The following is a 21,601-nucleotide window of genomic DNA, read 5'->3' as shown; positions in this document are numbered from 1 at the left end:
GGTCACCTGCTGAAGGTGTCGATGAGACGCTGGGTGGAACGCGGGGCCGCGTCCGCGAGGCCGCGCAGCGCGCGGGTCAGCCGGGGCTGGCGGCTCCGCGGGGTGTCGTAGCGCTCGCGGATGGTGTTCTCGATGGTGCGGGCCGACTCGGCGGCGGTGACCGCGAAATCGGCGGTGTCGTCCTCGGTGTCGGTGCCCGTCACCGGGTAGCGCACCGCGCTCACCTGGATACCGTGCGGCGCCAGCTCGGCGTCGGCGCACTGACCGAAGGTGGTCCACGCCGCCACGGAGCTGGCGTAGGACGCGAAATACGGGGTGGCGGCGGCATTCGGATGCAACGGCCCGACATTGATGACATGGCCCGACCCCGATTGCAGCATCGCGGGTAGCAGGCCGAGGGTCAGGCGCAGCGGGCCGAAGTAGTTGGCGGCCATGGTGCGCTGGTAGTCGCGGAAGCGATCCAGCGATTGCGTGACGGGGCGGCGCTGCGGGCGGGTCGCGTTGTTGACGAGGACGTCGACGGCGCCGAATTCACCGCGCACCCAGTCCACCAGCTGGTCGATATCGCCGAGCGCGGACAGGTCGCACCGGTGCCAGCGCGCGAGCCCGCCGGTCGCGGTGATCTCCTCGCAGACGCCGACCAGTTGATCGGAGCGTCGCGCCACGAGCACCAGTCGCGCGCCGCGCATGGCGAGCCTGGTCGCGGTCGCGCGGCCGACATCGGAACAGGCGTCGGTGACCAGGACGCAGAGTCCGCCGAGGGAATCGGCGGGGCAGCGGGGAGCGCGATCGGGGCGTAGACCGCCGGGGCGGAGACGATCGGTGAATCGGACGGGCGCGGGGCGGAATTCGAGCATCGGAACAGCAACCTTCACAGTCGATGAACGCTGATCACACGCTTCGGCACCCCGCCGACGGTGTCGAAGCCACGACCCGCCGACCGGCGGCAGAACCCGGAGGGGAGCTACCGCCCAGCGACTTCACGGTGCGGCACAGTCTAATCGGCCGAGTCGTACCGCAGGGCGTGTTCGGAGACGCAGATGTCGTCGATCGCGGAAACGATGTCGCGCAACAGTTCCGACGGCAGTGCCGAGGGCCGGAGCCGACAGGTGAAGGTGATCAGACCGTGGTCCTCGGTGGGCAGGTTGCGCCCCTCGGCCTCGGCCCGCAGATACGCCGAGCGCACGCCGTAGGTCATCGCGGAGATGACCGTGAAGCAGCCGGTGCGCTCGCGGTGCCCCGAGAACAGATCGTGCAGGCGGTAGAAGACCGAGCTGTAACTCGACAGGGGCGCGAAGATGCCCACCCGGTAGGCGGGACCGCGTTCGGAGGAGCTGATCACCGTGTCGGCCAGATATTCGGCGTCACGCAGCGTCAGCACCTTGGGCGCGAACATCAACGCGCCCGCCGCCGCGTTGCGCACCGGCATGCCCGCGCGCCCGCCCGCGGCCGACGCGATCGCGCCCAGCGATTTCCTGGTCCTCGTGCCGACCTCGCGCCTGGCGCGCAGCGAGCGCGTCGGGGTGGTGGGGTAGAGGCTCGACCACTGGCCGAAGCGGACGGTGCCGAGTTGCACGTGTCCGGTGCCGACCGGCCGGGACACCTTCAGCGGCGCGGTGTCGACCCAGCGGCCGACCTGCAACGCCGCGTTGGCGGGCCGCAGGATCTCGGCGTGCGCGTGTTCGACGAAGGAATCGAAATCCAGGAACCGGTCGGCGTCGGTGGTGAGCCAGGTGTGGTCCTTGTCGATATCGATCGCGTCGAGGGTCAGCGCGGTGATGATGCCCGCGCGTCCGCCCGCGCCGAGGATCCGGTGGAACCGCTCGGTGTGGTGGTTGCGCCCGCAGGTGCCGATCCGCCCGTCGGGGTCGACGTATTCCAGATCGACGATCTGGTCGGCGAACAGGCCGAACCGGTGCGAGGCACTGCTGACGCCGCCGACCGAGGCGAAGCCGCCCGCGGTGATGTCGCGATGGTCGCCGACGATCGGCAGGCCGAGGCCGTGCGCGCCGAGGCGGCGATCGATATCGGAGAGTTTGGCGCCCGCCTGAACCCGGACGGTCCGTTTGCCCAGGTTGATGTCGAGCACCGAATTCATCCGGCGCAGCGACACCACGGCCCGGTGATCGGGCAGTGCGAGGCCGTCGTCGAGCAGCTCGCCGCCGCTCACCGTCAGCCGAGCCACGCGCCCCCGTGAATCCCGCACAGTGCGAACGACATCCGCGGTGTCACGAGGTAGAAATTCTTCGGCGGAGACAGAGTGCGGCGTGCTCATGGCACGAAAGCTAACCACAGCCGGGCCCTCGATGTGCACCCGAATCAAGGGGGGCTTGCGAGACTCCGCGCACACCCGCTCCGACCTGCGGTGATGGATGCCCTTCCGGCGGCTATGGCCGGTTTCCGCGAACCGGTTCGGGATCGAACGGTCGGCGAGCGCCGAACCCGTCTGCCGACGGTGTCGGACCGACGGCCTCGCCGTCGGTGGCGGCGGACCCGGCGTACGAACTTCCGAGCAGACCGAACGGTCGGCTCAACGGCGGTCGGCTATCTTTCGGCGATACGGGCGCGCGCCGTCCGATCATCCGACCCCGGTGCTACCGGACGGTCGGTGCACGCGGCCGGTGAAGGGTTGCCGGTCGGTGGCCGAGAACGTCGGCACTCCGTCCGATCCGGACCTCGCGTCTCAGCCGGGACGGACGTCGGCCAGGGTCGCCACGACCTCGGGGAACCATCGCTCGTACTCGCGGCGCAGCGGGATCGCGGCCCGCAACTGGCCGAGTACGCCGAGTCCGGCGACGGCCGTGCGCGCGACCGTGGTGTGTTCGGACGGCATGGTCAGTTGGCGCAGCACATTGGTGACGCTGAGATCGGTGACCGCCGCCATCTGCCTGCGCATCCACCGCGAATCCAGTTCGAGGGTCGGCGCGAGGACGGCGTCGCGCAGCGGGGCGATCCTGGCGATGACGGTGTCCATGTCGAGCGGCCGTCCCGGCGCGACATAGCCGTTGCGGCGGATGGCCGCCTCCAGTTCGTCCGGGGCGCACCTCAGCATGGCCGGGGCGAAATCCTTGACCATGTCCAGGTATCCGGGCGGCCAGGGCGCGCAGGCGCCGAAATCGACCACGCCGAGCCGCCCGTCGGGCATGACGCGGAAATTCCCCGGGTGCGGGTCACCGTAGAGGAGTCCGGCGCGGGTGGGTCCGGAGAACAGGAACCGCAGGATGAGCAGGCCGACGCGGTCACGTTCGAAGGGCGTGCCGCGCGCGATGAGCCGCGACAGCGACGTGCCGTCGAGCCATTCGGTGACCAGGATGTCGGGGTATTGCGCGATGACGCGCGGCACCACGAAATCCGGGTCGTCGGCATAGGCTTCGGCGAATCTGCTCTGGTGCGCCGCCTCGAGTTCGTAGTCGAGTTCTTCGCTGATGTAGGCGCACAACCGCTCGATGACCGCGCGCGAGTCCGCGCCGGGCAGCAGCGCGTTGAACAGCGGCGCCATCCGCCGCAGTGCCGTCAGGTCGTTGCCGATGGCCTGTCGCGCACCCGGATACATCACCTTGACCGCGACGGCCCTGCCGTCGTGCCAGATCGCGCGGTGCACCTGACCGACCGAGGCGGCGGCGGGACGGCGGTCGTCGAAATCGAGGAACATGCTCCGCCATCGCGGCCCCATCTGGTCGGCGAGTACGGCATGCACGGTGGCGGGCAGCATCGACGGGGCCGAATCCTGAAGTCGCGCGAGGGCTTCCCGGTACGGACCTGCCACATCGGCGGGCAGGGCGAATTCGTAGATCGCGAGCATCTGGCCGAGTTTGGCGACGCAGCCCTTCATCTCACCGAGTACCGCGAAGACGTGCTGCGCGGTGCGCTCGCGGATATCCCGGTCGACCTCGGCCGCCGATCGGCCGATCGCGCGACGGCCCGCACCCGCGACCCGCCTGCCCGCGTAGGCGACCGGCAGCGCGGCCAGTTTCGCGCTGCGCACGGCCGAGCCGGTCGGCGGAACGTCGGACTTCCCGGCCGGCGTCCGCCGGGACAGCTGGAAAAGTCGACCACCGGGATCGCGGCGGACCATGCACACCTCATCTCACACGCGCGTACCGAACGCCTCGGACGCGGAACAACTCAGCCGCACGACAACTCAGCTGTACCCCCGATCGCTATCGTGCCCGAACAACGCTGCCGACGCGGCGGATTCGGGTCCGCTCACGAGGACAACCGGTCCAACGTCGCGAGGAAGCGCTCCTCGGGATAGATACAGAGCTGATCGGCTTCGTGGCGGATGGAGGCCGCGAGGTCGATGGCGCCGTGATGCCACCAGTACACGTCCTGGCTGACCGGCCACGGCCGCTTGGTGTATTCGAGGACGGCGAGCTGGGCCAGCAGCGTGGTCGCCCGGATCACCTGGACGTCGGTCACCGGGTAGGCGTAGATATGGCGTTGGGAGGGGATGACGAAAACCGTTCCCGCCGTTCCCGCCACCGGATAGTCGTCGCCGAGCCAGCGTGCGTGCGCGGTGATGTAGTCCGAGATGCCGCACAGCATCGTGAGTTCGATACGGGCTTGGCGCGGGCTGTCGAAATCGTGGGTGACCACGTCGAGTGGACCGTCGGCGCGGGTGTTGTATTCGGCCAGTTCGAACAGTCCCGCCGCGTCGATCGGCCAGTTCGCGAGCATCGGGTAGGTGACCGGAGCCATGGTGTGCACCTGGTCGATGAGTACTCGCTGCACCAGGCCCGGCGCCACCGGCCGGTGCACGACCTCGAGCGCGGTCGCCTCCGCGGAGTAGAGCCGGGTACGGATGAGATGGCGCATCATCGCGAAATCGCTGGTGTCGAGCGGATCGTGGTCGGCGGTGACCTGGATCAGGCTGGTGCTCAGATAATCCGCGACGAGGGCGGGCCACTGTTCGCGGGGTTCGTCGTCGGCCATTCGCCGCAGATTCGTCAGACCGACCAGCACGTTGCCGCCGGGCCCGGAAAGGATCACGTCGTCGGCGGCGGCCGCGGTCCGGCAGGAATATCCCAGCTGGTGCGCGGCCGCGACGGTCAGCGACATGAGCAGATCGGGCGATGACTCGGACACAACGGCCCCCTCGCTCGTATTGCGGAACATCGGGTTTCGCGCTGCCGCGCCGACGCTCCGCGAATGACCCCGGGAAGTCGTACACAGTGATTGTGCACCGCGGACGCGGATCGTGTCCGGGGTTGGCCAGGATCGGGCCCGGGCGCCGAGCCCGGACCGCTCCCGGTGGGGTGCGAGGAACGCCCCGGAACGATCAGTGCCGCGAGATCATACCGGCCAGTCGGTGATGTAATTCGCCTGCCCAATCCCGGTGCCCCAGTGCGGCGTAGTCGACCCACAGCGCGTCGAAGACATCGCTGCCCTCGGAATACCAGGTGCCGCGCTTATCCGCCTCCAGCACCACGCTCATGCCGTGGTCGGCGGCGATGAAGGTGAGCTCGAGCTGGTTCAACTGCGGATAGTTGTGCGAGCCGCCGAATTCGATCTCCTGGTAGAACGGCAACTGCTGCGCGGAATTCCTGATCCGGCCCGCCTCCACGTCGGCGCTGCGCAGCGGAAATCCCAAGCGTTCCACCGCCTCCAGCAGCACATGCTGCGCGGGCAGCGCTCCCACGCCGATGGGGTCGGTGTCGGCGGCGTCGACCGCGCCCTGGATCTCGACGACGGTGCGCAGCGCGACCTGGGTGCCGGGCAGATGGCGTCCGTTGTAGAAGGTGATGGGAGTTTCCATCGGCGCCCTGGCCCCGAACCGGAATTCGAGCGGCGCGCCGACCGGCAGGTGCAGCGGTCCGTGCACCGCCGTCCACCCGAAGCCGGTGTCGCGAAGACCCTCGTGATCCTCGTACTCCTGCTCCACCCTGGTCACGAAGTCGACGGCGATCCGCGAGATGTCCTGCGCGACATTGCCGCCGCGCAACCGGATGACACCCTCGACGATGCCGCCGGGCTGCACACCGTGGGTGAACAGTTCGGTCTCGACTTCCGCGCCGCCGACCCCCGCGGCAGCCAACAATTTCTTGAACATGTCCGGAAGTCTTACCGTCGCACCATAAGAGCGCCTTGTCGTTCGCTTGGGGGTGTGAGCAACCTCATCGGGGCCGGGAACGAGAAAAGCCCCGAGCGTGGCTCGGGGCTTTTCTCGGCAGGCGGATTCGCTCAGCCCGCCTTCGATTCGGGGATGCGGGTCGCCTCGGGGCTGCTACCCGAGGGCACGCCCTTCTTGAGGCTGTGGGCGTACACGTCCACGTATTCCTGCCCGCCGAGCTGCATCAGGTCGTACATCACCTCGTCGGTGACGGCGCGTTCGACGAAGCGGTTGCCGCCCATACCCTCGTACCGGGAGAAGTCGATCGGGGTGCCGAATTTGACGGTCACCTTCTGACGACGCCAGCGGAACGGGCCGGGAGGCGAGACGCCGTCGGTGCCGATGACGGCGACCGGGATGACGGGAACGCCGGTCTCGAGGGCGAGCCGGGCCATACCGGTCTTGCCCTTGTAGAGACGGCCGTCGGGGGAGCGGGTGCCCTCCGGATAGAGACCGACGAGCCGCCCTTCGTCGAGCAGCTTGCGCGCGGCGCTGAGCGCGTCCTCTGCGGCGCTGGCGCCGGTGCGGTCGATCGGATACTGACCGGAGGTGGTGAAGAACCACTTCTGCAAGCGGCCCTTGAATCCCGGGGTTTTGAAATATTCGGCCTTGGCCAGGTAATTGATCCGGCGGGGGCTCATCAGTGGCGCGAACAGCCAGTCGGCGAAGGAGAGGTGGTTACCCGCCATGATGGCGGGCCCGTCGGTGGGGACATTTTCCAGGCCTTGGACCGTCGGCCGGTTGTAGAGATGCATCAACGGTCCCAGCAGCACGTACTTCAGCAGCCAGTAGAACATGACGTCCTTCCCCCGGGACCGGGATAGAAGTGGGCAACCTGCGTAGTTGCCGACTTTACCGCTGGTCGGAGATCACATCCAATCGCAGCGAGGTATGTCACCACATTGGCGTGATCCATTCCGCAATCCCGTGGCATCAGTCCCCTTGACAGGTACCCGTATTCGAACGTATGTCCGGTTTGGTGGAATCGTCAGCGGCGGGTGGGTGCGACGTGATTCGGATGCGGGTCGGTGTCGACGAGGACCGCGCGCGCCAGTTCCGCGGCGCCGATCATCCCCGCCGCCTCGCCCAACTGGGTGGTGCGGATGCGAGCGAGCGGCCGGTGACCGGCTCCGGTGACCGCGCGCGCGTACTCCTCGCGCGCCTCGTCGAGGAACAGCGGAGCCGAACTGCTGACTCCGCCCGCGATCACCACCAGATCCGGATCGAAGATATCGCTGACGAACGCGAGTCCGAGTCCGAGCCACCGGGCGAAATCGGCCACGGCGCGCACCGCGATCGGATCGCCGTCCTGCGCGGCGCCCGCCACCCGGCGACCGGTCAGCGAACCGGGATCGCGGAACACCTCGCGGGCGAGCACGGTGGACCGCACCGGATCGGTCGCCAGCAATTCGATCGCGGTGTCGGCGAGCGCGGTACCGCTGCAATACCGCTCCCAGCACCCGCGTTTGCCGCACGGGCAGGCCCGGCCGTCCGGCACCACCTGGAGATGCCCGAGTTCCGGTGCGACGCCGTGACTTCCGCGATACAGCGTGCCGTCGATGAGCAGCGCCGCGCCGATCCCGGTGCCGATCGCCACCAGCACCACGTTGTGCCCGCCCGCCGCGGCCCCGAAGCGGTACTCGGCCCAGGCCGCGGCGTTCGCGTCGTGTTCGAGGATGACGGGCAGATCCAGTCGCCTGGTGAGCCGCTGCGCCACGGGGGTGTCCTGCCACGGCAGATGCGGGGCGAAGCGCACCGTGGAACGGTCGGCGTTGATGAAACCCGCCACCGCGAGCCCGACCGCGCCGATCGGATGACGTTCGCGCAGTTCGTGCACGGCCCGTTCCAACGCGTTCTCCAGCGCGCGGGCCGAATGCGGGGTCGGGGCCTGGACGGTGTCGAGCACCTCGCCGTCGCCGTCGACGACCGAGGCACGGATATTGGTGCCCCCGACGTCGATACCGACGGTCAGCGGAGTGACGGGTGAGGTCCGATCGGTCATGCCTTGATCGTCACGGGAATGCCGACGTACTTCGATCGCGCCCGGCCCGCGGCCGCGGTGCGCTCCGGTCGCGGCCGGTCCGCCGCGTCGTCGGACTCGCGATGACGATGCGTATGCTGGTGTGGCGCAGCGTCTTCGGACCCGCCGCTTTCGGACCCGCCGCTTTCGGACTCGGCGTCGGCGGGCACCGGCTCGACCGGCGCGCCGGCCAGTGCTTCGCGCAGCACCGTCACGATGGCTGTGCCGTGATCGGCGATCGCCGCTACGACCTCGTGATGTTCACCGCGCATCAACGCCGCCGCGGCGCAGACCGGGCACCAACTGCAACTCGACCATTCGCCCGGTTGGTCCGCCGCGTGCCGTAGGACGGGTTCGACCCGCTCCAGGACGGTCTCGGCCAGTAGTTTGAGTTCCTCGGCGAATTCGCCGAAGCCGTCACCGGGTTCCTCGTCGGGCCCCGGGCGGGAATCACGGGGTCGCGTCATCGCGGCCACATTTCCGGATCCGGGACGAAGCGTACGACCAGGTATCCGTCATCGAGTTCGGCGCCGTCGACCATGCACCGTCGCAACACCGGAGCCAGGCGCACCCGGCGCCGCACCCCGTCCGCTCCCACGATCAAATCGTCCTCCACTCGTCCCAGTCGCAGCGTCGCCGGATCGGCGACGGGCAGGGGCAGCCGCAGCGAGTACACCGAATGCAGGCCGGTGCCCGACTCACATCGAACCATCGGCACAGCGGAACTCGCGTGAACCTCCCGTACTTCCGTTGGATTGTCGCCAAGCATAGGATGCGCGTCCACCGCGTACGACAGGGCGGACAGCGACCCGTAGCCGACCGGCTCCGAGCCGGTGTGCTGGGCCGTCAGCACCGGGATACCCGGCACGGCTTGTCGCATTCGCGCGATGACGTCGAGTTGTTCGGCGCGCCGGTTCAGATACCAGTGCGCCGCAGGATGTTCCGAGGGGCCCGACGGCGGCGGCGCGGGCGGCAGCACCTTGTTGACGATCACCTCGGTCACCCGAAGCCCGAGCAGGACCGCCGCCGACCGCAGCCGCGCGGTCTCGGCGACGGCGAGTTGTTCGGCGAGGGTGACCAGCCGCGCCTCGGTGCGGTCGTGATCGCCGAGCAGGTCGTTCACCTCGGTGACCGCGGCGACGATCCGCTCGACCGTCGCCGCCAGCACCGCGCGGCGCAGGTCGGCGCCGATACCGCTCATCGTGCGCGCGTGCGGCGGCCAGATCCGCTCCACATAGCCGAGCAGCGTCGGCGGCGCGCTCAGCACGCGCAGCGTGTCGGCCGACGGCGGGCAGTCAAGGACGATCACGTCCCAGTCGTCCTCGCTCGCCAACTGGGCCACTTCCACCAGCATCAGCAGTTCCTGGACGCCGGGCAGACCGGTCAACTCGGCCGGATCGAGTGCGGCGATATCGATGCCGTGGTCGTGTCCGGTGTCCGCGCCGAGCACATGGACCACCTCGCGGAACCGATCCTCCAGCAGCGCGAGCGAATCCAACTCGATCACATCGAGATCGGGCGCGACGTTCACGATTCCGGCGATCGTTCCGGCGTCGTGCGGGAAGCGGAAGCCGAACGCGTCACCGAGCGAATGCGACTGATCCAGCGAGGCGAGCAGCGCCCGGCGGCCCGCGCGGGCGTGGGCGATCGCCGTCGCGCACGCCAGTGTCGTCTTGCCGACCCCACCCTTGCCGATGAACAGTTCCAGACGGGTTCGCGCCGCGGTCAGCCTTCGACCCGTTTCTTCAGTTCTTTCAGCGCGGTATCGGTGATCACCTTCTCGGCCTTGCGTTTGAACATGCCGATCATCGGGATGTTCAGGTCGACGGTCAGCTCGTAGGTGACCTCGGTGGTGCCGTCGGGCAGTTCGCGCAGTTCGTAGGTGCCGTCCTGCGCCTTCTGTAGCTCACCGCTGGTCATCCGCCAGCTGACCGCCTTGTCGTCGGGACGCCAGGTGTAGGAGAGCACATAGGTGTCCTTCACGACGCCCGCGTCGAGCACGAACCGCGCGGTCAGCGCACGGCCGTCGGCCCCTTTCGCCAGCACCTCGACGGATTTCGCCGCCGCGACCCATTCCGGGTAGGACTCCAGGTCGGCGATGACGGCCATCACCCGCCGCGAAGGTGCCTCGATGAGGATCGACCTCTGGGTCCGGTCGGCCATGGTGGTCAACGGTTCCTTTCCAGCGACGTGCTCGTCCCGGTGACGGGTCGCGGTCGGCGAAGCGTGGGTCGGGCGTGGTTCAGGCGATGGGGTTCAGGCTGCGGGGGTCACGCCCGCGGCGCGACCCGCTTCCAGGCGTGCCTTGATCTCGAACGACATCCGTTTGCCCGCGACCCGGCGCGACCGGATGACCGCGAGCAATCGGCGCGGCGACATCCGCTCGACACCCGACGGCTCGGCATGCAGGAAGTAGTGCAGGATCACCCCGTCCAGCGCAGGCTGCAACCACACCTCCATGGTGCCGGTCAGCCCGCCGCTCACCGTCCAGCGAATCCCCTTGTCACCGCGATCTTCCCTGACCTCGAGTTCGAGATCCGGCCACCACTCGCGCCAACGGTTCGGCCCGCCGAGCACCTCGGCGACAGCGGTGCCGTCGGCGGCGACGAATGTCTGATCCGCGACCTGAATACTGCTCACACCGCTGAGCGTAGTTGATCCGGTTACGTGCGCATACGCGACTGTCACCGGGTGCGGATCGCCGCGGCGCACCCGGCGCCGACCACTCAGCGCAACAGGTGGCGCAGCCGCGCTCCCAGGCTGTCCCAGCGCCACTGCCGCTCGACGAATTCGCGACCGGCCGCGCCCATCTTCGCCGCGGCGTCGCGGTCGGAGAGGATGTCGACGATGGCGTTGGCGATACGGGTGGCGTCGCGACCGTCGACGACATGCCCGGTCTTGCCTTCGAGCACCGTCTCGGGCGCACCGCCGGAATTGCCCGCGACCACGGGAACCCCGGTGGCCGAGGCTTCCAGATAGACGATGCCGAGCCCTTCGACGTCGAGCCCGGCCCCGCGGGTACGGCTCGGCATCGCGAACACGTCGGCGATGGTGTGATGCGCGGCGAGTTCGGCCGAGGGCACCCGCCCGGTGAACACCACATCGTCGGCGACCCCCGTCGCGGCGGCCAGCCCGCGCAATTTCTGCTCGTACGGGCCACCGCCCGCGATCACCAGCACCGCGCCGTCGACGCGTTCGCGGATCTCGCGCATGGCGACGATCAGCGCGTCCTGGCCCTTGCGCGGCACCAGGCGGGACAGGCAGAGCACGGTGGGGCGGTCGTCGAGTCCGTAGCGGGCGCGCAATTCGGCCCGGGCCCCCGGATCGGGACGGAACACCTCGGTGTCGACGCCTGGCGGCAGATATTCCAGCGCCGCGGTCGGTCCGAACGCCGAGGCGAAGCGTCGGCGCGTGTACTTGCTGACATAGGTGACGACGTCGGTGTTCGTGCCGATCGCCCGCAGCGCCTGGCGCGCGCCGGGCAGCATGGACCAGCCGACCTCGTGTCCGTGCGTGCTGGCCAGAATGCGTTCCGCGCCCGCCCGGCGCAGCATCGGCGACAGCAACGCCAGCGGCGCGGCGGCGCCGAACCACACGGTGTCGCAATTCTCGCTCCGCAGCAGCCGCGCCGCCCGGCGCAGCACCAGCGGTGTCGGCAGCATCAGGGTGGTGGGATGGCGCACGACCTGGAACTTCTGCGCGGCGTCGAATTTCAGATGCGAATCCCCGCGCCAGCGCGGCGCGTAGACGACCAGATCGTCGGGTGGCAACTGTCCGGCGAGCGCCTGCAGATACGACTGGATACCGCCCGGCCGTGGCGGGAAATCATTGGTAACCAGCAGAGTTCGGGCCATGGGATAAACCTACTGTGTCGGAGGGGCCGCGTTTTCGGCGCGGCGTGTTCGTTTCGGCGGCCGATGCTCCCCGCCGCGCGGTTCGGGATCCGCGGTTACCGCGGCTGCGCCGACAGCCACTCGCGCCACCGCGTCACGAACTCGGCGGTGTCGGTGCCGAGAACTTCGCGCAGCATCCGATCCTGCGCCGCGGAATCCGCTGGGCCCGCCGCGATCCGGCGGTACAGATCGACCAGGTCGGTTTCGCCGTACTTCTCCGCGACGAACGCGCACGCCGACCATGCCGACTCGTAGGTCTCCGCGGCCCGGCTCCCGCTGAAATCGGCGTCGGAGGGCAGGCCGGTCGGGAGTTCGCCCGCGCGGATCCGGGCGGCGACCGTCGGTGCGATATCGCCGAAGCGGTGCCCCTGGGCTCGGTGCGCGGCGTATTCGGCGAACCCTTCGAGCATCCACCGCGCGGCGCCGTCGACGGTGACCGCGCGGGTCGCGACGTGGGTGAGTTCGTGGCGGAGCAGGGTACGCAATTGATCGGGGGTCAGCCGTGCTCCGGCGTCGGGGCTGAACACCACCCGCTGACCGGTCGGCATGGCGCCGGGCGCGAACGGGTCGGTGACCGTGACCGCGGCGACCTCACCGGGCAGCAGCGAACCCGCGCGCACCAGGGCCGCGAATTCCGAGGCATTGCCCGCGACGACGATCATCGTCGAACGTGGCCACTGCGGCCCCCACAGTTCGGTGACGGCGGTGACGGCTCGCGGCAGTTCGTCACCGAGGACCGCCATCTCGGCCTGCCCGTTCTCGTGCCCGACGACCAGCGACTCCTGCCCGTCACCGGTCGCGATCCGCTCGGTGCTGATCTCGCCGAACGGTTCGAGGATCCGGCGCACGGTCGCCAGCCGCGGATCGTCGGCGGCGACCTGTCCGAGCGACAGCGCGGACGCGGGTTGCGCGGCGCGGATCTCGGGCAGCGCGAAATTCGGCAGGACGACCAGCGCGCCGCAGGCGCAGGTCAGCATCACCACCGTCGTGAGGGTCAGGGCGAACTGGCCGCGTCCGCGCGCCGTGCACCAGGCACGTAACCCTCGTATCCGCATAGCAGATCAGTATCGCCGAGCGGAATGAAACGGTGTCGAGGAGATGGGGGCCACGGCGACGGGGACGCCGAAGGTGGAGGCGTGCAACATCAGGCCGTTGCCCGCGTAGATCCCGACGTGGGAGATCTCGGGATAGAAGAACACGACGTCACCGGGCTGCATATCGCTCTTCTTCACCGGCGTGCCGAAATTGGCCTGCTGGGAGCTCGTGCGCGGGACGTTCTTCCCGACCTGCTTGAACGCCCACTGCACCAGGCCGGAGCAGTCGAACTGGTCGGGGCCGGTCGCGCCCCAGACGTAGGGATCGCCGACGCGGGTCAGGCCCGCCGCGAGCGCGCTGGTGCCGCTGCCGGGGACGAGTCCCTGCAACAGGGTGTCGCGGTCGAAGCCGGGCGGGAAGGGCGAACCGGCCCACGTGGCTTTATCCCTGACCGACAGCGAGGTCCACGCCTCGACCACCTGGGCGATGGCGCCCCCGAGTTCGCCCTGTTTGCGCTCGAGGTCGGCCCGCACCTCCTCGGCGCGGGTGGCTGCCGCGCGGGCGGCGTCGGCGGCCGAATGCGCCGCGGCCTCGGCGGCAGCGGCGGCGTCGCCCGCCTTCTTGAACTGCTTGAGTTGATCGGTGGTCTGGGTCTCCACCACATCGAGCATCGACATCTGGTCGAGCAGCTGCTGCGGTGAATCGCTGACCAGGACCGCGAACATCCGGTTGGTGCGCGCGCCCTGATAGGCGGCGATCGCGGTGCGATCGATGACCGGCTGGAATTTCCTGACCTCGTCGCGGGCGGCGTTCACCGCGTCGGTCTTGGTGGCGAGCAACGCCTCGGCGTCGTTCTGGATGGCCAGTTTGGCGTCCAGATCGGTCTGCGCGTCGAGGGCCTGCTGATTGAGCTGATCGGAGCTTCGCGACAGTTCGATCATGCGCGCGACCGCTTCACTCGCCGTCGAGGGCAAGGTGACGGGATCGGCCGCGGCCGGACCGGCGGCGCACGGGGCGGTGGCGAGCACCGCGGCCGCCAGAATCCCTCCCGCCAGACGCTTCGGCGAATGTCTCCGGTGTGGTGCCACGGTGTACGTTGCCCCGTTCTCTCGAGCGACGATGTTCAGCGGACGGGCCGAAGTAACGGGGCGGACGGCCCTGTGACCCGCGTAGGTCTCGATTAGGTTACGGAACAGCGTATCTCCGTGTCCAGTAGGGCACAAACCCATCACATCCGCCATCCGGAGGCATGGCTGTGACGTAGCTCCGCGGCCGCGGGAGCGTCCCCGGCGAGCCGCCCGTTCGCGCGATCGCGCGAACCGGGGCCGAACTCGCCGGGCGGACCGATCAGAAGTGGCGCGCGCCCGTGACCGGCATCGACGAGATCGGGGCGATCATGACCGGGGTGCCGGAGGTGGAGGCGTGGACGACGTTGCCGTCACCGGCGTACAGGCCGGAGTGGCCGCCGCCGTAGAACGAGATCAGGTCGCCGGGCTGGAGCGCGTCGAGCGAGACCGGCGCGCCCGCGTTGAGCTGGGCGCCGCTGGTGCGCGGTAGCTCCATGCCCGCTTCGCGGTAGGCCCATTGCACGAGGCCGGAGCAGTCGAAGGCGTTGGGCCCCGCCGCGCCGTACACGTACGGTGCGCCGAGTTTGCTCATGGCGGCGTCGAGGGCGACCTCGCCGAGGCTCTTCTGGGGGGCCACGAAGGGCAGCGGGCCGCCGGGCAGTTCGATACCGGGGATGGCCGGGATCTGGATCTCGTTGGGAACCTCGAAGGTTCCGACGCCGGGGATGGTGACCGGCTGGGCCGACGCCGGAGCGGCGGGCAGGAGGATCGCGCCGATGGTGGCAGCGCCGACGGCTCCGGCGGCGACGGCACGCCGCGCCTGTCGCTTGACGGTGTTGGACGCCATGATGCGTACTTCCAATCTGCCCCACGACGCCGCACCCGGTGGTGCGGCGGACTGCGTGCCTACCGCTTCGACGCGGCGGGACTCCGTGAGGTCTCGAAAAGGTTACGAACACATCACGGGTGTTTGTAAAGCCGTGACAATCCGAAATGCCAACGCTCAACAGAAGGTCGACACTGCACGTGGGAGATATCTCACAGACAATCACGAAACGATAACTAGCAATTTTCGCGCATCCACTCCCGGTGGAATCCCGGGCGTGTCTCCCTGTTTCGCTCGGGTTACCGACGGCGTGTCGAATCGGCGTTCCCCCAGTTCGTCACGCGTGTTCCGATGGTACGACCGTCCCGAAATCGGACAAGTGTCTGAATGGTCCGATCGGATCGCGGGGCCCACCTCCGGTGTCGCTCGTGCTCGAGAGGTGTCAGTCGGACAATTGATTCATATTCATGTCGACTGTGAGCTGCCTCTCTTTTGGGTGTTCTAGATCATTCAGCGGGCATCGAAACGAAATCCCCGTGTTGTAATTCGTTCATTTCGCGGGAGTTTTCGCGCGCCCATATCTGTCGGACCCGGGCCCTAGGCTGCACGCCGTGCCCGACCCCGCAGCGCCAACGGCCGCCGCCAAGCAGTTGGCGTTCGACGAACTCGACACCCCGCTCTACGACACCACCTTCGTCGTCGTCGATCTGGAGACCACGGGAACGAGCCCGGACGGCGATGCGATCACCGAGATCGGCGCCGTGAAAGTGCGCGGCGGTGTCGTGCTCGGCGAATTCGCCACCCTGATCAACCCCGGCCGCGAGATTCCGCCCACGATCGTGCACGTCACCGGGATCACCACGGCCATGGTCTACGCCGCGCCCCGCATCGACGCGGTGCTGCCCGGATTCCTGGAATTCGCCGCGGGCGCGGTCCTGGTCGCGCACAACGCCCGTTTCGACACCGCGTTCCTGCGTGCGGCAGCGGCACGGCTGGAAACCCCGTGGCCGAATTTCCCGGTGCTGTGCACGGTGAAGCTGGCGCGGCGGGTACTGACCCGCGACGAGGCGCCCTCGGTGCGACTCGGCGTCCTGGCGCGGGTGCTCGGCGCGAGCACCGAACCGACCCACCGGGCCCTCGACGACGCCAAGGCCACCGTCGACGTACTGCACGCCCTGATCGCCCGTGTCGGCAATCAGGGCGTGCACAGTCTCACCGAACTGATGGACTACCTCCCCGGCGTCACCACCGGCCAGCGCGCCAAACGGATTTTCGCCACCGACCTGCCGCAGGCGCCCGGTGTCTATCTCTTCCGCGGCCCCGCCGACGAAGTCCTCTACATAGGCACCGCGGTGAATCTGCGTCGCCGTGTGCGCAACTACTTCACCGGTTCGGAGACCAGGGGCCGGATGAAGGAGATGGTCGCGCTCGCCACCCGGGTCGACCACGTCGTGTGCGCCCACGGTCTCGAGGCGGTCGTGCGGGAACTGCGACTGCTCGTCGCGCACGCCCCGCCGTACAACCGGCGCTCCAAATTTCCGAAGCGGGCGTGGTGGCTGACGCTGACCGACGAGCCGTTCCCGCGATTCGCGGTGGTCCGCACCTCGACCGCGGATGCGCTCGGCCCCTTCCGTTCCCGCCAGGACGCCGCCGATATCGCGGCCACCGTGGCTGAGCATTCCGGGCTGCGAACCTGCACCGCGCGGTTGCCGCGCGACGGGGTCCACGCCTGTCCACCCACGGCCGTCGGCGGCTGCCCCGCCGCCGCCCCGTCCGGAAATCCCACGGTCATGGCCGATTACGCCGCCGCTCCCGCCGCGGTGCGTGCGCTGTTCAGCGGATATTCCGACGTCGTCCTGCGCCGGATGGTCGACACGATCGACACCTACGCCCGCGCCGAGCATTTCGAGGCCGCGGCCCGATTGCGCGACCGCACCGTCGCCGTGGTCCGCGCGCTGCGCCGCGTACAACGCCTCGCTGCCCTGGCCCGGTTGACCGAGATCATCGTGGCGGGCCCGGACGGTGCGGGCGGATGGGAGTTCGCGGTGATCCGGTACGGCCGCCTGGCCGCCTCGGGTACCGCGGCGCGGGGCACGCCGCCCATGCCGGTGGTCGAACACCTGGTGGCCGCCGCGGAAACCGTTGTCCCGGAAGGTGATTCCACGGCGGCGTGGATGGAGCCGCCGGAGGTCGCGCGTGCCGGGGCGGGTCCACCGCTGCGCGGTGCGCCCCCGGAGGAAGTGGGCCTGGTCGTACGGTGGTTGACGCGGCCGGGTGTGCGGATCGTGCGGACCGCCGAGGGGTACTGCGAACCCGTCCACGGCGCCGCGCGGTGGACGGCGTGGGCCGAGATCGCGGAGAACGCGGCCGCGACGGCCAGGGATTCGGAGGGCGCGGACTACATCGATGCCTCGGCGGGGACGGGCCGGACGGGATCGCGCCCGTGACCCACGCGGGCCGGTCGGCGGCCTAGGCTGGCGATCATGATTAACGCGATCGTGCTGATCCAGGCCGACAACGGCCGCATTCCGGAGACCGCGCAGGCGCTCGCCGACACCGACGGTGTCGCCGAGGTCTATTCGTGCGCGGGCGATGTGGATCTGATCGCCATCGTGCGGGTGCGCGACCACGCGCAGATCGCCGACGTGGTGACCGGCCGCATCGACAAGACCCCCGGCGTGCTGCGCACCGTCACCCATATCGCGTTCAAGTCGTATTCGAGCGCGGACGTGGAAGCCGGGTTCTCACTCGGCGAGTGATCCGGCTCAGGAGATCTGGAGCGACGCGCCGTTCGTCGTCGCGATCTGACTCGGGGTGAGGACCGCCGTCACCTCGCCTCGGCATCCCGGCCTGCTGTAGACGGTCACGGTGGTGTCGGTGTGGTTCTCGACCGTCAGTTGCGGCCTGCCCGCGGTCGCCTCGAGGCATCCGACCGGATCGCGGAGTACGGAGCCGTCCATGACGACGCTGCCCTGGGCGGCGTAGGCCGATGGGGCGACGACGAGCACGCCCGCCACCGCCAGCGCACCGAATACCGCGCGCATCATGCCTGCACTCCTTGCGAATCGTTCCGACCGGCAGGCACCGTTCGCGCTGGCCGATCCCGGGGACCGGGTGCCGCAACTGTAGCGGCGGTCGCCCGCTGTACCGAGGATTGTGCCTGGTGCGTTGCCCGGTCGCTGTTTAAGACCGGTCGGTATGTAGTTACCGCCGCGGTTCCACCATCGGAAACCGCGCTACCAGGCAATATTCTACGCTCGGCCCGGTTGAGCAGCCCGGCTCGCGAGCCGTCCGCCGTTCGGCGCCCCACCATCGCGGGACGCCCGCGTTCTCAGTCCTCGCCGAGGGTGCAGGTGAGTTTGGCCCAGCTGTCCAGCAGGGCCGCGGCCTGCCCGTTATCGATCGCGGCGGCGGCGCGTTCGATGCCCGCGGCCAGCGCTTCGTGGATATCGACATCGAATTCGTGTGTGCCCTGGGACAGGTCGTAGGCGACGATCGCCGCGGCCGAATTCACCAGCACCGCGTCGCGGACCGCGCCCGCGGTGCCCGCGAGCACATCCCGTGCCACCCCGGCGTTGACATTCGCGTCACCGCCGCGCAGCGCGTCCAGGTCGACGCGGGCGATGCCGAGCCGGGTGGGGTCGATCGTGGTCTCGCGCAGCCGTCCGCCCGACACCACCCAGGCGGAGGTGGTGTCGGAGGTGGTGATCTCGTCGAGCCCGTCGTCACCGCGCACCACGAGGGCGCTCGCGCCGCGTTCGGCGAAGACCCCGGCGATGACGGGCAGCAGATCGGGGAACGCGCAGCCGATCAGTCCCGCGCGCGGTTGCGCCGGATTCGTGAGCGGGCCGAGCACATTGAAGACGGTGGGGATACCGATCTCCTTGCGTGCCGGTCCGGCGAACCGCAGGGCGGGATGGAACAGCGGCGCGAAACAGAAGCCGATCCCGGCCTCACGCACCGAACGCGCGACCGATTCGGGGCCGAGCGCGAGTTTCACCCCGAGCGCCTCCAGCACATCGGCGCCGCCGCTCTTGGACGACGCCGCGCGGTTGCCGTGCTTGACCACGGGCACACCCGCCGAAGCCACCACGATCGAGGACATGGTGGAGATGTTCACCGAACCGGACCGGTCGCCGCCGGTGCCGACGATATCGACCGCGTCACCGTCGATATGGACCAGCCGCGCGTGCCCGAGCATGCCGGTCGCCAACCCCGACAGTTCCTCCGGCGTCGGACCCTTGATCTTCATGGCGACGCCGAACGCCGCGATCTGCGCCTGCGTCGCGTTGTCGGTGAAGATCTCGTTGATCACCCAGGTCGTGTCGTCGGCGGCCAGATCGCCACCGTCGGCGAGGGTGCCCAACACCTGGGGCCAACTACGCACGGTCATCTCCACATACTCCCGTCACCACCGGCTCGCGCACCAGTTCGTCGCGATGCAGCCTAGTTGGCCGCGCCCGGTTGCAGCGCGTCCCAACCGTCGGCGAATCCGTCGTGGCGCTGGGCCAGACCCGCCATCCTGGAGCGCTCCTGCGAGCAGTGCAGGGCGTCGAGCACCTGGACTCGTCGCAGGATCAGCGGCGCGAGTGCGTCCCCGATGACCGGATTCGGTTCCGGCGCGTACCCGTCCTGCGCGGCGATCTCGCACACCCGCTCGTGCCGGTCGGCCGGAATCCGCAGGTGATGGCGCAACACGACGGCGGCGTCGGGGGCGAATCCGGTCGCGCGGGCGAGTGCGGCCGAACACGCCTCCGCGTCGTCGAAACTCGAGGCGACCACCACCAGATCGGTCCGCGACGGGTCCAGTGGTTCGGGCCCCTTCCGTCCGAACAGCCGCTGCCACAGTCCGGTCGCCACATTCGCCTCCATCTCAGCTTCTCCTTACCCGAGGCTGTCATAGTTGCCCGTGTCGTCGCGTCACGACGGGGGGCGTCGCGGGCGATCCGGCGCGTGGATCCGGTCCGAACTGGGCAAATGCTGACACGCCGCCGCGGGGTGAGAGTCGGTCCGTCCGTGCGATATCCGACACGGGGCGAGAACTTTCCCACCCGGGTACTCCTGTCGTACTACGACGAGTCATACTTAGCCCGTGACGACCGCAGTAGGGACCCCAGGATCGGCCATTACCCAGCGTGTGCACTCGCTGAACCGGCCCAACATGGTCAGCGTCGGTACCATTATCTGGCTGTCCAGCGAGCTGATGTTCTTCGCCGGCCTCTTCGCGATGTACTTCGTCGCGCGCGCGCAGGCCACCGAGTGGCCGCCGGAGCCGACCGAGCTCAATCTGAAGCTCGCCGTTCCGGTCACGGCCGTGCTGGTGGCCTCGTCGTTCACCTGCCAGATGGGCGTGTTCGCCGCCGAGCGCGGCGATGTCTTCGGTCTGCGCCGCTGGTACGTCATCACGCTGATCATGGGCGCGTTCTTCGTGAGCGGCCAGGGATACGAGTACTACCACCTCGTGCACGAGGGCACCTCGATCTCCAGCAGTTCCTACGGCTCGGTGTTCTACATCACCACCGGCTTCCACGGTCTGCACGTCATCGGCGGTCTCATCGCCTTCGTGTTCCTGCTGCTGCGCACCAAGGCCAGTAAGTTCACCCCGGCGCAGGCCACGGCCGCGATCGTCGTCTCCTATTACTGGCATTTCGTCGACATCGTCTGGATCGGTCTGTTCGCGACGATCTACTTCGTCCGCTGATCGCGGTCCGCGCCCCACAGCATTTGTACAAGTCGGTTCCGTCTACTCCAAAGGGACACAGATGAGTTCATCTCCCCCGTCAGCGCCAGAGCCCGCAGGCACCAGCGCGGCGTCCAGCCCCGACGGCACTGCCGCGGCGGCAGGCAGGATCCGCAAGCAGCGTCGCACCCGTCGGCGTATCGCGGGCGGTCTCGCGCTGCTGGTGGGTCTGGTCTCAGCGGGTTTCCTGGCCACAGCCCTGACCCCGGAGCCGCAGGTCGCGACCGCGCACGAGGACCAGTCCGCGCTGATTCGCGAGGGTAAGCAGCTCTACGAGACGTCCTGCATCACCTGCCACGGCGCGAACCTGCAGGGTGTGCTCGATCGTGGTCCCAGCCTGATCGGCGTCGGCGAGGCCGCGGTGTACTTCCAGGTGTCGACCGGCCGTATGCCGCTGGCCGCCAACCAGGCGCAGGCCACCCGCAAGCCGGTCAAATTCGACGCGCAGCAGACCGACGCGCTGATGGCCTACGTCGCCTCCAACGGCGGCGGACCCACCGTGGTCCGCGACGCCAACGGTGAGATCGCGCAGGAGTCGCTGCGCGGTGACGACATCGGCCGCGGTTCGGAGCTGTTCCGGATGAACTGCGCGTCCTGCCACAACTTCACCGGCCGTGGTGGCGCGCTGTCCTCGGGCAAGTACGCGCCCCCGCTGGACGAGGCCTCCGAGGCGCAGCTGTGGACCGCGATGGTGTCCGGCCCCGAGAACATGCCGAAATTCTCCGACCGGCAGTTGTCTGCGGAAGAGAAGCGCGACATCATCGCTTATATCAAGAACGCGCAGGAAGAAGGCGCGCCCGGCGGTTACGGCCTCGGTGGCTTGGGCCCCGCGACCGAGGGGCTCGCCATCTGGGTGGTCGGCATCACGCTCGTCGTCGGTGCCGCGATGTGGATCGGATCACGGTCATGAC

At 69.0% G+C, this 21,601-nt stretch carries 22 protein-coding genes; 4 read left to right on the top strand and 18 right to left on the bottom strand.

What is annotated here, in order from left to right:
* Positions 1-2: 2 nt before the first annotated feature.
* The 15 genes from JZ792_RS12150 to JZ792_RS12080 form a co-directional block, all read right to left on the bottom strand.
* Positions 3-857 carry an SDR family NAD(P)-dependent oxidoreductase gene (locus tag JZ792_RS12150; RefSeq protein WP_216910022.1) on the bottom strand — a complete coding sequence of 285 codons (855 nt, stop codon included), beginning with the start codon at positions 855-857 and terminating at the stop codon, positions 3-5.
* A gap of 140 nt (positions 858-997) precedes the next feature.
* On the bottom strand, positions 998-2,275 hold the full coding sequence (locus JZ792_RS12145; protein WP_216910020.1) for an FAD-binding oxidoreductase: 1,278 nt from the start codon (positions 2,273-2,275) through the stop codon (positions 998-1,000).
* A 408-nt stretch (positions 2,276-2,683) separates the two neighbouring features.
* A complete protein-coding gene (locus tag JZ792_RS12140; RefSeq protein ID WP_216910018.1) occupies positions 2,684-4,075 on the bottom strand; it encodes an ABC1 kinase family protein in 1,392 nt (463 codons plus the stop codon).
* Positions 4,076-4,206: 131 nt separating this feature from the next.
* Positions 4,207-5,085, bottom strand: coding sequence for a hypothetical protein (locus JZ792_RS12135; protein ID WP_216910016.1), 879 nt, complete (start codon positions 5,083-5,085; stop codon positions 4,207-4,209).
* Between the two features lie 193 nt (positions 5,086-5,278).
* On the bottom strand, positions 5,279-6,049 hold the full coding sequence (locus JZ792_RS12130) for a sporulation protein (RefSeq protein WP_216910014.1): 771 nt from the start codon (positions 6,047-6,049) through the stop codon (positions 5,279-5,281).
* Positions 6,050-6,180: 131 nt separating this feature from the next.
* Positions 6,181-6,906 carry a lysophospholipid acyltransferase family protein gene (locus JZ792_RS12125; RefSeq protein WP_216910012.1) on the bottom strand — a complete coding sequence of 242 codons (726 nt, stop codon included), beginning with the start codon at positions 6,904-6,906 and terminating at the stop codon, positions 6,181-6,183.
* A 191-nt stretch (positions 6,907-7,097) separates the two neighbouring features.
* Positions 7,098-8,111 carry an ROK family glucokinase gene (locus JZ792_RS12120; RefSeq protein ID WP_216910010.1) on the bottom strand — a complete coding sequence of 338 codons (1,014 nt, stop codon included), beginning with the start codon at positions 8,109-8,111 and terminating at the stop codon, positions 7,098-7,100.
* Positions 8,108-8,596 carry a hypothetical protein gene (locus JZ792_RS12115; RefSeq protein WP_216910008.1) on the bottom strand — a complete coding sequence of 163 codons (489 nt, stop codon included), beginning with the start codon at positions 8,594-8,596 and terminating at the stop codon, positions 8,108-8,110. The genes JZ792_RS12120 and JZ792_RS12115 overlap by 4 nt, the downstream gene beginning before the upstream one ends.
* A complete protein-coding gene (locus JZ792_RS12110; protein WP_308165267.1) occupies positions 8,593-9,825 on the bottom strand; it encodes an ArsA family ATPase in 1,233 nt (410 codons plus the stop codon). Before JZ792_RS12110 ends, JZ792_RS12115 begins: the two co-directional genes overlap by 4 nt.
* A 29-nt stretch (positions 9,826-9,854) precedes the next feature.
* On the bottom strand, positions 9,855-10,292 hold the full coding sequence (locus JZ792_RS12105; RefSeq protein ID WP_216910006.1) for an SRPBCC family protein: 438 nt from the start codon (positions 10,290-10,292) through the stop codon (positions 9,855-9,857).
* A 93-nt stretch (positions 10,293-10,385) separates the two neighbouring features.
* The gene (locus JZ792_RS12100) at positions 10,386-10,769 is read right to left on the bottom strand and encodes a polyketide cyclase / dehydrase and lipid transport (RefSeq protein ID WP_216910004.1); all 384 of its coding nucleotides are present in this window, start codon (positions 10,767-10,769) and stop codon (positions 10,386-10,388) included.
* An 86-nt stretch (positions 10,770-10,855) separates the two neighbouring features.
* Positions 10,856-11,983, bottom strand: a complete 1,128-nt coding sequence (locus tag JZ792_RS12095; RefSeq protein WP_216910002.1) for a glycosyltransferase family 4 protein — start codon at positions 11,981-11,983, stop codon at positions 10,856-10,858.
* 95 nt (positions 11,984-12,078) lie between these two features.
* On the bottom strand, positions 12,079-13,077 hold the full coding sequence (locus JZ792_RS12090; RefSeq protein WP_216910000.1) for a hypothetical protein: 999 nt from the start codon (positions 13,075-13,077) through the stop codon (positions 12,079-12,081).
* A gap of 6 nt (positions 13,078-13,083) precedes the next feature.
* Positions 13,084-14,145 carry an NlpC/P60 family protein gene (locus JZ792_RS12085; protein WP_308165264.1) on the bottom strand — a complete coding sequence of 354 codons (1,062 nt, stop codon included), beginning with the start codon at positions 14,143-14,145 and terminating at the stop codon, positions 13,084-13,086.
* A 259-nt stretch (positions 14,146-14,404) separates the two neighbouring features.
* Positions 14,405-14,971, bottom strand: coding sequence for a C40 family peptidase (locus JZ792_RS12080; protein WP_216909998.1), 567 nt, complete (start codon positions 14,969-14,971; stop codon positions 14,405-14,407).
* Positions 14,972-15,561: 590 nt separating this feature from the next.
* Between JZ792_RS12080 and JZ792_RS12075 the strand changes: the two genes are divergently transcribed.
* On the top strand, positions 15,562-17,397 hold the full coding sequence (locus tag JZ792_RS12075) for a DEDD exonuclease domain-containing protein (protein ID WP_216909996.1): 1,836 nt from the start codon (positions 15,562-15,564) through the stop codon (positions 17,395-17,397).
* 36 nt (positions 17,398-17,433) lie between these two features.
* Positions 17,434-17,709: an Lrp/AsnC family transcriptional regulator gene (locus JZ792_RS12070; RefSeq protein WP_216909994.1), complete on the top strand. Its 276-nt coding sequence runs from the start codon at positions 17,434-17,436 to the stop codon at positions 17,707-17,709.
* 6 nt (positions 17,710-17,715) lie between these two features.
* Here the strand turns inward: JZ792_RS12070 and JZ792_RS12065 are convergent, their stop codons facing one another.
* The 3 genes from JZ792_RS12065 to JZ792_RS12055 all read right to left on the bottom strand — a co-directional run bounded on the left by JZ792_RS12065 (position 17,716) and on the right by JZ792_RS12055 (position 19,822).
* Entirely contained in the window at positions 17,716-17,997 is a 282-nt protein-coding gene (locus JZ792_RS12065) for a hypothetical protein (protein WP_216909992.1), read from the bottom strand.
* 284 nt (positions 17,998-18,281) lie between these two features.
* On the bottom strand, positions 18,282-19,343 hold the full coding sequence (gene trpD / locus JZ792_RS12060; RefSeq protein WP_216909990.1) for an anthranilate phosphoribosyltransferase: 1,062 nt from the start codon (positions 19,341-19,343) through the stop codon (positions 18,282-18,284).
* A 53-nt stretch (positions 19,344-19,396) separates the two neighbouring features.
* The gene (locus tag JZ792_RS12055; protein WP_216909988.1) at positions 19,397-19,822 is read right to left on the bottom strand and encodes a hypothetical protein; all 426 of its coding nucleotides are present in this window, start codon (positions 19,820-19,822) and stop codon (positions 19,397-19,399) included.
* A gap of 220 nt (positions 19,823-20,042) precedes the next feature.
* On the opposite strand from JZ792_RS12055, the gene ctaE reads away from it, so the two are divergent.
* Entirely contained in the window at positions 20,043-20,651 is a 609-nt protein-coding gene (gene ctaE, locus JZ792_RS12050; protein ID WP_216909986.1) for an aa3-type cytochrome oxidase subunit III, read from the top strand.
* A 61-nt stretch (positions 20,652-20,712) separates the two neighbouring features.
* Positions 20,713-21,600: a cytochrome bc1 complex diheme cytochrome c subunit gene (gene qcrC, locus JZ792_RS12045; protein ID WP_216909984.1), complete on the top strand. Its 888-nt coding sequence runs from the start codon at positions 20,713-20,715 to the stop codon at positions 21,598-21,600.
* Position 21,601 lies beyond the last annotated feature (1 nt).

Origin of the sequence: Nocardia noduli (assembly GCF_019038455.1) — a bacterium.
Classification (GTDB): Bacteria; Actinomycetota; Actinomycetes; order Mycobacteriales; family Mycobacteriaceae; genus Nocardia; species Nocardia noduli.
This window is presented reverse-complemented; position numbering and strand designations above follow the sequence as displayed.